Origin of the sequence: Oceanicella sp. SM1341, assembly GCF_003448965.1 — a bacterium.
Classification (GTDB): domain Bacteria; phylum Pseudomonadota; class Alphaproteobacteria; order Rhodobacterales; family Rhodobacteraceae; genus Paroceanicella.
In genome coordinates this window covers 1-10,724 of the sequence record NZ_QRGC01000056.1, presented here as the reverse complement: position 1 = coordinate 10,724, position 10,724 = coordinate 1, and the positions used below count along the sequence as shown (strand labels likewise).

Sequence of the window (10,724 nt, the reverse complement as noted above, 5' to 3'; positions counted from 1 at the left end):
GGCCCCAAGCCCGCGGGCCGCGGCGCCCCGCCGAAGGGCGCCCTCGCCGGCCGGGGTGAGCGCGATGCCCCTGGCGGGCCGAAACGCCCGCCGCGCCGGGGGCGCTGACCGCTCCGCGCCGAAGCACGTCCACGCAAGCGCCGCCCGCCACCGCGGGCGCGCGCCCTGCCGAAGTCGGCGCACATCCCACATGCCTGCCAACAGGAACGGGCGGCCGCCATCCGTTGCGGCTGTCCCCGACCCGCGTCCGTCGATCCGGCGGCGGGAGGGCGGGGTTTCACACTCCGGAACGCTTAGGTGTTGACCTTATTTTCTGCACTACCTAACTTAGGCACATGCCTAACGATGAACCACAGCTCGAACAGGTTTTCGCCGCCCTTGCCGATCCCACCCGGCGGGCGGTGGTGGAGGCGCTCAGCCGGGGGCCGGCCACGGTGTCGGAGCTCGCCGCGCCGTTTGCCATGGCGCTGCCGTCCTTCACGCAGCACCTCGGCGTGCTGGAGCGCGCCGGCCTGATCGGGTCGCACCGCGAGGGGCGCAGCCGGGTGTGCTCGCTGCGCCCGGCGCCGCTGAAGGCCTCCGAAGACTGGATGGCGGCCCACCGCAGGCAATGGGAAAGCCGCATGGACCGCTTCGCCGCACATCTCGAGACATCGCGAAAGGATGGACAGGATGACTGACACCACGGCAAGCCCCGGCTCGCCCTGGTCGGGCTGGCCGCTCGACCGGGAAATCGTCATCGCCCGGGTGGTGAACGCGCCGGCGGAGGCCGCGTTCCGGGCCTGGGTCGAGCCGGCGCAGATCGTGCAATGGTTCGGGCCGGAGGGGTTCCGCATCGTGTCGCACGAGGCAGACATCCGCCCCGGCGGGCGCTGGCGCTTCGACATGATCGCGCCGGATGGCACGGTCTACCCCAATCGCATGCGCTTCCTGCGCATCGAGGCGCCGGCGCTGCTGGAGGTGGAACACGGGCTCGACGCCGACGAGGACCCCGACCGCTTCCGGATGCTGGTGACCTTCGATGCGCAGGGCGCGGGCAGGACCGTGGTCACCCTGCGCCAGATGCACCCCACGGCCGAGCGCCGCGGGACGGTCATCGGATTCGGCGCGGTGGAGCTCGGCGCGCAGACGCTCGACAAGCTCGCCGCCCATCTCGCGGCGCTGCCGGCGGGCTGAGCCGCGTCCCGCAGTGAAAGGCCGCGCAATGAAGAAGGGCCGCCCCGGGGGAGCGGCCCTTGTCGTCTCGCGGGCCCGGGGCGGTGCCCCGGTGCGGATCAGGCGGAGAGCTTCGCGGCGATGCCGGCGATATGCGCGCCCTGGAACTTCGCGCCGTCGAGCTCGACCGCGCTGGGCTGGCGGGAGCCGTCGCCGTCGGCGATGGTGGAGGCGCCGTAGGGGGTGCCGCCCTTGATCTCGTCGAGCCCCATCTGGGCGCCGAAGGAATAGGGCAGGCCGGCGACGAGGAAGCCGAAGTGCAGCAGCACGGTGTGGAACGACAGCAGGGTCGATTCCTGGCCGCCGTGCTGGGTGGCGGTGGAGGTGAACGCGCCGCCCACCTTGCCGACCAGCTTGCCCTGGGCCCAGAGACCGCCGGCGGAATCGAGGAAGGCCTTCATCTGCGCGGCCATGTTGCCGAAGCGGGTCGGCGTGCCGAAGATGATCGCGTCATACTCGGGCAGCTCGTCGACGGTGGCCACCGGGGCGGCCTGGTCGAGCTTGAAATGCGCGCCCTTGGCGATTTCTTCCGGAACGGTTTCCGGCACGCGCTTCACCACGGCTTCCGCGCCGGTGGAGCGCACGCCCTCGGCGACGGCTTCGGCCATCGTTTCGATATGGCCGTAGGAGGAGTAGTAGAGAACGAGAACCTTGGTCATCTGAGGCAATCCCTTGTGCGGCACGCGGCGTGCCGTTTCCGACTGCGCAGAGACTTAATAGGTTCCCGGATGGTGTCTAGGACAGGGCTGCTCCACACATTGTCCACGAACCGGCGCCAATCCCCGGCGCGGGCGGCGCCGGGGGGCCGTGAGGCTCAGCGGAACAGCATCACCGGCACCTTGCACGAGCGCACCATCTCCGAGGTGGTGGAGCCGATGAACAGGCTGCGGATGCGGCTGTGGCCATAGGCGCCCATCACCAGCAGGCCGGCGTCGCGCGCGGTGACGGCGGCGGCGATCACCTCCTCCGGTTCGCCCTCGCGGATCTCGTGGCTGGCGCGCAGCCCGGCGCGGGAGAGGCGGGCGGTGGCGGCCTCGATGGCGGCGTGCATCTCCGGCGTCTCGCGCCCGGCCTGCAGCAGGTGGCAGGCGAGGCCGGAGAAGGGCGCGTTCAGCGCCATGAACTCCACCGCCTTGCGCGCGCTCGGCCCGTTGTCCCAGGCGATGACGGCGGTGCCGATGGTGCGGTGGGCGCGCGAGGCCACCAGCACGGGGCGGCTCGCCTCGCGCAGGATGCGCTCGAGGTTGGAGCCGAGGTGGCCCTTGGCGAAATCCGCGCCCTCGCCGCGCTTGCCGATGACGAGCACGGAGGCGCTGGTGCCGAACTCCTCCACCGTCTCGATGATGTCGCCGGAGCGCAGCAGGTCCTGGCCCGCGCTCACGCCCGCGGCGGCGAGGCGGGATCGGGCGTCCTCGAGGATGGCGTGGCCGCGGGCGCGGGCGAGGCGGGCGCGGGCCTCGTCATGCCGGGCGAGTTCCTCGAGCAGGGCCGAGCGGGCGCCGAGTGCGAGGTTTCCGCTCAGGTCGGCCGGCACGCTGCCGGCCTCGCGCCGGCCGAGCACATGCACCAGGTCCACCGGCAGGTTGCCCGAGGCGGCGAGCCAGGCGGCATGGTCGCACACGCTCTCGCCATAGGCGGAGCCGTCGATGAAGGCGACGATCTTCTGCATTTCTTCCTCCCTTCGGGACAGGCAGCGGGCGAGTGTCGCGCCGCGGGCCTAATGCCCCGTCAACTGGTCCATGGCGCCGGGCTTGTCGTGGATCGCCAGCCGGTCGACGATGGTTTCCGACGCCTCGTTCATGCCCCTGAGCGTGACATCGGCGCCTTCGCGGCGGAATTTCAGCACGACCGAGTCGATGGCCGCAACGCTGGAAATGTCCCAGATATGGGCGCGGCTCACGTCGATCACCACGCGGTCGGGCGCGGAGCGGAAGTCGAAGGCGGCGGAGAAGCGGTCGACCGAGGCGAAGAACAGCTGCCCCTCCACGGTGTAGACCCGCTCGCGCCCGTCGGCCGAGAGGGTGGAGGAGACGCGGAAGATCTGCGCGATCTTGGCGGCGAAGAAGATGCCCGAGAGCAGCACGCCCGCCAGCACGCCGATGGCGAGGTTGTGGGTGAGCACCACCAGAACCACCACGGTGAGCATCACCACGGAGGAGGAGCGCGGGTGGGTTTTCAGTGCCCGGATCGAGGACCAGGAGAAGGTGCCGATCGAGACCATGATCATGATGGCGACGAGGGCGGCCATGGGGATGCGGGCCACGAGATCGCCCAGCAGCATCAGCAGGATGAACAGGAACACGCCGGCCACGAAGGTCGACAGCCGGCCGCGGCCGCCGGATTTCACGTTGATCATCGACTGGCCGATCATCGCGCAGCCGGCCATGCCGCCGATGAAGGCGGTGAAGAAATTGGCGATGCCCTGGCCCACGCATTCGCGGTTCTTGTCCGAGGGCGTGTCGGTGAGCTCGTCGACGAGCTGGGCGGTCATCAGCGATTCGAGCAGGCCCACCGCCGCCACGCCCGCCGAGTAGGGCAGGATGATGAGCAGGGTCTCGAGGGTGAAGGGCACGTCGGGGATGGCGAGCACCGGCAGCGCATCGGGTAGCTCGCCCATGTCGCCCACCGTGCGCAGGTCCCAGCCGAAGGACATGGCGAGCGCGGTGATCACGATGATGCAGATCAGCGGCGAGGGCACGGCGGTGAACACCCGCGGCACCAGGTAGATGATGGCGAGGCCGAGGGCCACGAGCACGTAGGTAAGGGGCGGCACGTCGGTCAGCTCGGGCAGCTGGGCCATGAAGATGAGGATGGCGAGCGCGTTCACGAAGCCGGTCATCACCGAGCGGGAGACGAAGCGCATCACCTCCGCGAGGCGCAGCGCGCCGGCCGCCATCTGCAGCACGCCGGCGAGCACGGTGGCCGCGAGCAGGTACTCGAGCCCGTGCTCGCGCACCAGCGTGCCCATCAGCACCGCCGTGGCGGCGGTGGCGGCGGAGATCATGCCCGGCCGGCCGCCGACGATGGAGATGATGATGGCGATGGACACGGAGGCGAAGAGGCCGACCTTGGGGTCGACCCCGGCGATGATGGAGAAGGCGATCGCCTCGGGGATGAGGGCGAGGGCGACGACCAGCCCGGCGAGCAGGTCGTTGCGCACATTGCCCAGCCAGTCACGTTTCAACGTGGCAGTGAAGCTCATGTCGGTTCCGTCTTTCAGCGGGATCGGGAAACGGCCTGCGCGCGCCGCGCGCGGCGGGGCGGCGGCAGGAACGGGCACGGTTTCTCAATCGTGTCGGGTCATGTCGGTTCGTTCGGGGAGCACCGCGGCGGGAATGCAGGCGGGAAGGGCCCGGGTGCGTCAGCGGATTGGCCGAGGGATAGGCGCCCGGCATAGCCACCCGTGCGGAGACGGGTCCAGATTCACCCCATCCCTCGCGTGTTGCACTGCGGGAGTCAACTGCGAATCGGGTGCGAATCGGCAGGGAAGCGGCCGCGGGTGAGCAGGGTGAAGCGGATGAGCTCCTCGGCCACGTCCACGAGGCGCCAGTAGAGCGCGCTCTCGCGCATGCGGCCGGCCTCGTCGAACTCGGTCCAGGCCTTGGGCACGGAGGACTGGTTGGGGATGGTGATCATGCGCATCCAGCGGCCGAGCACGCGCATCTGGTTGAGCGCGTTGAAGCTCTGCGAGCCGCCGGAGACCTGGGCGAGCGCGAGGGTGCGGCCCTGGGTGGGGCGCACGCTGCCGAGCGACAGCGGCAGCCAGTCGATCTGCGCCTTCATCACCGCGGTCATGGCGCCGTGGCGCTCGGGCGAGACCCAGAACATGCCCTCGGACCAGAGCGCGGCCTCGCGCAGCTCGGCCACCTTGGGATGGCTGTCGGGCGTGCCGTCCGGCAGGGGGAGGCCGGCGGGATCGTAGAGGCGGACCTCGGCGCCCATGCGGGTGAGCAGGCGGCCGGCCTCGTGCCCGAGGAAGCGCGAGTAGGAGCGGGCGCGCAGCGAGCCGGTGAGCAGCAGGATGCGCGGCGGGTGGCCGGGGTCTCCGGGCCCGGCCCAGTCCTCGGGGCGGATGGGCTGCAGGAGCGTGTCGCGCAGGGCGGGGAGGTGGTGCAGGTCGGGGATCGCGGGGGCGGTCATGCGGCGGTGCCTTCGGGGAAGAGGTGGCGGCGGCGGTTTGCGTAGGCGACGAGGGAGAGCATCACCGGCACCTCCACCAGCACGCCCACCACGGTGGCGAGGGCGGCGCCGGAGGAGACGCCGAACAGGCTCACCGCCACGGCGACCGCGAGCTCGAAGAAGTTCGACGTGCCGATCAGCGCGCAGGGGGCGGCGACCGCGAAGGGCAGGCGCAGCCGGCGCGCGGCCCAGAAGGCGATGAGGAAGATGCCCCAGGACTGCACCAGCAGCGGCACCGCGATCATCGCGATCACGAGGGGGCGGGAGACGATCACCTCGCCCTGGAAGCCGAAGAGCAGCACCACCATGCCCAGCAGGCCCGCGACCGAGAGCGGCTTCAGCCGGGCGGCGAAGGCTTCCGCCCCCGGCCCGCCCAGCCGGCGGCGGGTGAGCACGCCGGCGCCCAGCGGCACGAGGATGTAGAGCGCCACCGAGAGCAGCAGGGTCTCCCACGGCACCGCGAGCTCGGTGAGGCCGAGGAGCAGGGCGACGATGGGGGCGAAGGCGAAGACCATCACCACGTCGTTGAGCGAGACCTGGAACAGGGTCCAGGCGGGGTCGCCGCGCACCAGCTGGGACCACACGAAGACCATCGCCGTGCAGGGGGCCGCGCCGAGCAGGATGAGGCCGGCGATGTAGCCGTCGGCCTCCGCCGCCGGGATGAAGGGCGCGAAGACGACGCGGAAGAACAGCACGCCGAGGGCCGCCATGGTGAAGGGTTTGACCAACCAGTTCACCGCGAGGGTGAGGAGGAGGCCCTTCGGCGCGCGGGCGGTGGCCATGAGGCTGGAGAAATCCACCGAGATCATCATCGGCCAGACCATGGCCCAGATCAGCACGGCGACCACGAGGTTGACCGAGGCGTATTCCAGCCCGGCGAGGGCGCCGAACAGGCCGGGCGAGAGCGTGCCCAGCCCGATGCCGGCGAGGATGGCGAGCGCCACCCAGAGCGAGAGCCAGCGCTCGAACCGGCCGAGGCCGGAGGCGGTGGGGGTGTCGGCGAGGCTCATTCGGCGGGCTCCGTGTCTTGCGGGGGCGGGCAGGCGGGCAGGGCGATGCCGGCGCAGATCTCCGGGTGGCCGGCGCAGCAATCGCGGGTGAGGAAGCCGAGCAGGGCGCGCATGGCGTCGTAGTCGGCGGCGTAGCGGATCTCGCGCCCGGCGCGGCGGCGGCAGGCGAGGCCGGAGCGCTCGAGGGCGGCGAGGTGGAAGCTCATCCGGGTGGGGGCGATGTCGAGCCGGCGGGCGATCTCGCCGCTGGGCAGGCCGTCGGGCCCGGCGGTGACGAGCAGGCGCCAGGCCTCCAGCCGGTCGGCATGGGCGAGGGCGGCGAGCGCGGGCACGGCGGTGGCGGTGTCGTTTATCATGCAACACTACAAGCATTGTTGCAGTGAATCGTCAAGCCGTGGATGCAGGGGCGCCGGTGGTCCGGGGGCCCGCTGGCACGGGCCGGGCGGAGGCCCGCGGGGCGCGGGCCGCTGCCTTGTCTCGCACGGGCCGCGGGCGCGGCCCTTGCTCGGGCCTGCCGCCCCTTGCGCGGGCTGCGCGAAACACCGATCCTGCGCGCATGACACGGGAACAGAAGCACTCGGGCATGCGCATCCGCTTCGTGTTCGGCCCCGAGGCGATGATCGGGCCGGGCAAGGCGGACCTGCTGCAGGCCATCGCCGCCACGGGGTCGATCTCGGCCGCGGGCAAGGGCATGGGCATGAGCTACAAGCGGGCCTGGTCGCTGGTGGAGGCGATGAACGCGGAATATGCCGGGCCGGTGGTGGAGACCAGCCGGGGCGGTGCCAGCCGGGGCGGCGCTGCCCTCACGCCGCTGGGGGAGAAGGTGCTCGGCCTCTACCGCCGCCTGCAGGAGAAGGCCGAGGCCGCCACCCGCGCCGAGGTGGCGGAGCTGAAGTCGGTGCTGAGCGATATGTCCGGCGGGAAATAACGGTTGCGGGGGCGGCGCGGGCGCCGTTATGTTCGCCCGAACCGATCGAAGATGGAGACCGACATGCTTTTCCGCGCATCGCATTCCCGCCCCTCGCATTCCCTGACTGCCCTTGCCGGTGCGGCGCTGCTGGCGCTGAGCGCCGCGCTGCCGGCGCGGGCCGAGACCGCGCTGGTGGCGGTGGCGGCGAATTTCGCCGGCGTGGCGGGGGAGCTCTCGGAGATGTACGGCGCGGCAAGCGGCGACGAGGTGACGCTCACCATCGGCTCCACCGGCAAGCTCTTCGCCCAGATCGGCGAGGGCGCGCCCTTCGACGCCATGCTCTCGGCCGATGCGGCGACGCCGCGGAAGCTGGAGGAGGCAGGGCAGGGCGTGGAGGGCTCGCGCTTCACCTATGCCATCGGCCGGCTGGCGCTGTGGAGCCCGGAGGAGGGGCGCATCGGCGAGGACGGCGCGGCGGCGCTGACCGACGCCGGCCTGCGCCATGTCGCCATCGCCAACCCCGAGCTCGCCCCCTACGGCGCCGCGGCGCGCGAGGCGCTTCAGGGCATGGGCCTGTGGGACACGCTGCAGCCGAAGATCGTGATGGGCCAGAACATCGGCCAGACCCATTCCATGGTGGCGAGCGGCGCGGCGGAGACGGGCTTCGTCGCGCTCTCCGCGCTGCTCGACCCGGAAAACCCCGCCGGCGGCTCGCGCTGGGAGGTGCCGCAGGAGCTCTACGCCCCGATCCGCCAGGACGCGGTGCTGCTGGAGGCCGGCGCGCAGAATACCGCCGCGCAGGGGTTCCTCGCCTTCCTGAAGAGCCCGGAGGCGCAGGAGGTGATCCGCTCCTACGGCTACGCGGTCGAGTAACGCATGGAGCTGCCCGACGCCGGACCGCTCTGGCTCAGCCTGCGGCTGGCCGCCGTCACCACGCTGATCCTGCTGGTGCTGGGCACGGCGCTGGCCTGGTGGCTGGCGGGCACGCGCTCGCGCCTCAAGCCGCTGGTGGAGGCGGTGACGGCGCTGCCGCTGGTGCTGCCGCCCACGGTGCTGGGCTTCTACCTGCTGGTGATGATGAGCCCGAACGGCCCGCTGGGGCGGCTCTGGCTCGACGCCACCGGCAGCACCCTCACCTTCTCCTTCGCCGGCATCGTGATCGGCTCGGTGTTCTACTCGCTGCCCTTCGCGGTGCAGCCGCTGCAGGCCACGTTCGAGACCATCGGGCGCGGGCCGATGGAGGCGGCGGCGATGCTGCGCGCGAGCCCGTTCGACGCCTTCCTCAGCGTGATGTCGCCCATGGCGCTGCGCGGCTACCTCACGGCGGCGGTGCTCACCTTCGCGCACACGATCGGCGAGTTCGGCGTGGTGCTGATGGTGGGCGGCTCCATCCCCGGGAGGACCAAGGTGATCTCCATCGCCATCTACGAGCATGTCGAGACCATCGACTATGCCGCGGCGCACCTGCTCTCGGCCGGGCTGCTGGTGTTCTCCTTCCTGGTGCTGGTCTTCGTCTACGGCGTGAACCGGCGCTTTCCCGGCCACAGGGGGTAGGGGCGATGCTGAGCGTGGATATCCGGCGCGACTTTCCCGGCTTCTCGCTGGAGGTGGCGCATGATTTCGCGATGGAGGGGATCACGGCGCTTTTCGGCCCCTCGGGCTGCGGCAAGAGCACCCTGCTGCGGGTGATCGCGGGGCTCGAGACCGGGGCGCGCGGCACGGTGCGCCTCGGCGCCGAGGCCTGGCAGGCGCCGGGGCGCCGGGCGCTGGCGCCGCACCGCCGCGGGCTGGGCTATGTCTTCCAGGAGGCGCGGCTGTTCCCGCATCTCGATGTTGCCGGAAACCTGCGCTACGCCGAGCGGCGGGCGCGGCAGGTGCCCGGCCGGGCCTTCGGCTTCGACGACGTGGTGGCGGCGCTCGACCTCGGGCCCTTGCTGGGCCGGCGCACCGGCGCGCTCTCGGGCGGCGAGCGGCAGCGGGTGTCGATCGGGCGCACGCTGCTCGCCCGGCCCCGCCTGATGCTGATGGACGAGCCGCTGGCGGCGCTCGACCTGCGCCGCAAGGCCGGCATCCTGCCGCATATCGCCCGGCTGCCGCAGGCCTTCGGCGTGCCGGTGATCTACGTGACCCATGCCATCGACGAGGTGACCCAGCTCGCCGACCGCATGGTGGTGCTCTCCGAGGGCCGCAAGACCGCCGAGGGGCCGGTGGAGGAGGTGCTCGCCCGGCTCGACCTGCCGCCCGCCACCGGGCGTTTCGAGGCCGGTGCCGTGGCCGAGGCGCGCATCCTGGGCCATGACCGCACCTGGAACCTCACCCGGCTCGAGGTGGGCGGCCAGGCGCTGGAGATGCCCGAGGTCGACCTTGCCCCCGGCACCGTGGTGCGGCTGCGCGTGCGCGCCCGCGACGTGTCGCTGGCCACCGAGCGGCCGCGGGGCGTGTCGATCCGCAACATCCTCGCGGCGGAGGTGCTCGAGATCCTGCCCGAGCCGCAGACCGCCTTCGCCGAGATCCTGCTCTCGGTGGGCGGCGTGCGGCTGCGCGCCCGCCTCACCCGCGCCTCGGTCTCCGACCTCGGGATCGCGCCCGGCAGTGCCGTGTTCGCGCTGATCAAGAGCGTCTCCTTCGACCGCCGCGCCCTGGTGCCGGCCGGCCCGGGCGAGGGGGAAGGCACGCCCGCGCCGGAGGACGCGCCGCCGCAGGCGTCGGAAACCCCTGTACAACGCAGCGGATCTGCGCTCCACATCGGGGAGTGACCGCGGGGGCACGCGCCGCCGCCCCCGCTCCCCGGGGGGCTGCGAAGGAGCGTTCCGCCATGCGCCTGCGACTGCCCGGCGAGGCAGCCATCTGGAAGCTCGCCATCGCCGAGACGCTGGTCTACGCCTGCGCCTACTACATCTTTCCCGCGCTGCTCACCTTCTGGATCACGGCGGAGGGCTGGTCGCGCACCGCGGTCACCGGGGCCTTCACCCTGTCGCTGACCACGGGCGCGCTGTGCTCGCCCCTCGCCGGCCGGATGATCGACCGCGGCCACGGCCCGGCGCTGCTCGCCGCCGGCACCTTCGCCGCCGGGCTCGCGATGGGGGCGCTGGCGCTGGTGCAGGGGCTGGCGGGCTTCTACATCGCCTGGATGCTGGCGGGGGCGGCGATGGCCTTCTGCATCTACGACCCCTGTTTCGCCATCATCACCCGGGCGCGCGGCGCGGCGGCGCGCCGGCCGATCACGCTCATCACCCTCGTCGCGGGGTTCGCGGGCACGCTCGCCTTTCCCTCGGCCACCTTCCTCGCCACCGGCCTGGGCTGGCGCGGGGCGGTGCTGGCCGCCGCGGCCGCGCTGTGCCTCGTGGCGGCGCCGCTGGCCTGGAGCGGGGCGCGGGCGGTCGGCGGTGCTGCCGGGCCGCGGGGCGGGC

12 protein-coding genes, 1 pseudogene and 1 other annotated feature are annotated in these 10,724 nt (G+C 72.1%); of the genes and pseudogenes, 7 read left to right on the top strand and 6 right to left on the bottom strand.

The window, feature by feature from the left end; genetic code table 11:
* Positions 1-335: 335 nt before the first annotated feature.
* Together D3P35_RS25270 and D3P35_RS25265 are read left to right on the top strand one after the other, a co-directional pair.
* Entirely contained in the window at positions 336-680 is a 345-nt protein-coding gene (locus D3P35_RS25270) for a helix-turn-helix transcriptional regulator (RefSeq protein ID WP_118138705.1), read from the top strand.
* Positions 673-1,176 (top strand): SRPBCC family protein, encoded by a 504-nt coding sequence (locus D3P35_RS25265; protein WP_118138704.1) that lies wholly within the window; start codon positions 673-675, stop codon positions 1,174-1,176. The genes D3P35_RS25270 and D3P35_RS25265 overlap by 8 nt, the downstream gene beginning before the upstream one ends.
* A gap of 98 nt (positions 1,177-1,274) precedes the next feature.
* Here D3P35_RS25265 and wrbA read toward each other — a convergent pair whose 3' ends face one another.
* The 6 genes from wrbA to D3P35_RS25235 form a co-directional block, all read right to left on the bottom strand.
* A complete protein-coding gene (gene wrbA, locus D3P35_RS25260; protein ID WP_118138703.1) occupies positions 1,275-1,874 on the bottom strand; it encodes an NAD(P)H:quinone oxidoreductase in 600 nt (199 codons plus the stop codon).
* Between the two features lie 155 nt (positions 1,875-2,029).
* Positions 2,030-2,884 (bottom strand): universal stress protein, encoded by an 855-nt coding sequence (locus D3P35_RS25255; protein WP_118138702.1) that lies wholly within the window; start codon positions 2,882-2,884, stop codon positions 2,030-2,032.
* A 48-nt stretch (positions 2,885-2,932) separates the two neighbouring features.
* A complete protein-coding gene (locus D3P35_RS25250; protein WP_118138701.1) occupies positions 2,933-4,417 on the bottom strand; it encodes a SulP family inorganic anion transporter in 1,485 nt (494 codons plus the stop codon).
* Positions 4,418-4,582: 165 nt separating this feature from the next.
* Positions 4,583-4,637: a sequence feature (sul1 is cis-regulatory element that is thought to sense ions involved in sulfur or methionine metabolism; They are found in Alphaproteobacteria), on the bottom strand.
* Between the two features lie 34 nt (positions 4,638-4,671).
* Positions 4,672-5,331 (bottom strand): arsenical resistance protein ArsH, encoded by a 660-nt coding sequence (gene arsH / locus D3P35_RS25245; protein ID WP_370032605.1) that lies wholly within the window; start codon positions 5,329-5,331, stop codon positions 4,672-4,674.
* Positions 5,332-5,351: 20 nt separating this feature from the next.
* Positions 5,352-6,404: an ACR3 family arsenite efflux transporter gene (gene arsB / locus D3P35_RS25240; protein ID WP_118138699.1), complete on the bottom strand. Its 1,053-nt coding sequence runs from the start codon at positions 6,402-6,404 to the stop codon at positions 5,352-5,354.
* Positions 6,401-6,760, bottom strand: coding sequence for a helix-turn-helix transcriptional regulator (locus tag D3P35_RS25235; RefSeq protein WP_198670797.1), 360 nt, complete (start codon positions 6,758-6,760; stop codon positions 6,401-6,403). The genes arsB and D3P35_RS25235 overlap by 4 nt, the downstream gene beginning before the upstream one ends.
* A 200-nt stretch (positions 6,761-6,960) precedes the next feature.
* On the opposite strand from D3P35_RS25235, the gene D3P35_RS25230 reads away from it, so the two are divergent.
* The 5 genes and pseudogenes from D3P35_RS25230 to D3P35_RS25210 form a co-directional block, all read left to right on the top strand.
* A complete protein-coding gene (locus D3P35_RS25230) occupies positions 6,961-7,332 on the top strand; it encodes a winged helix-turn-helix domain-containing protein (protein ID WP_118138698.1) in 372 nt (123 codons plus the stop codon).
* A gap of 63 nt (positions 7,333-7,395) precedes the next feature.
* Entirely contained in the window at positions 7,396-8,187 is a 792-nt protein-coding gene (gene modA, locus D3P35_RS25225; RefSeq protein WP_118138706.1) for a molybdate ABC transporter substrate-binding protein, read from the top strand.
* A 3-nt stretch (positions 8,188-8,190) separates the two neighbouring features.
* Positions 8,191-8,868 (top strand): molybdate ABC transporter permease subunit, encoded by a 678-nt coding sequence (gene modB / locus D3P35_RS25220; RefSeq protein WP_118138697.1) that lies wholly within the window; start codon positions 8,191-8,193, stop codon positions 8,866-8,868.
* 5 nt (positions 8,869-8,873) lie between these two features.
* On the top strand, positions 8,874-10,070 hold the full coding sequence (gene modC, locus D3P35_RS25215; RefSeq protein ID WP_118138696.1) for a molybdenum ABC transporter ATP-binding protein: 1,197 nt from the start codon (positions 8,874-8,876) through the stop codon (positions 10,068-10,070).
* Between the two features lie 59 nt (positions 10,071-10,129).
* Positions 10,130-10,724 (top strand): annotated as a pseudogene (locus D3P35_RS25210) (hypothetical protein); the annotation flags it as partial.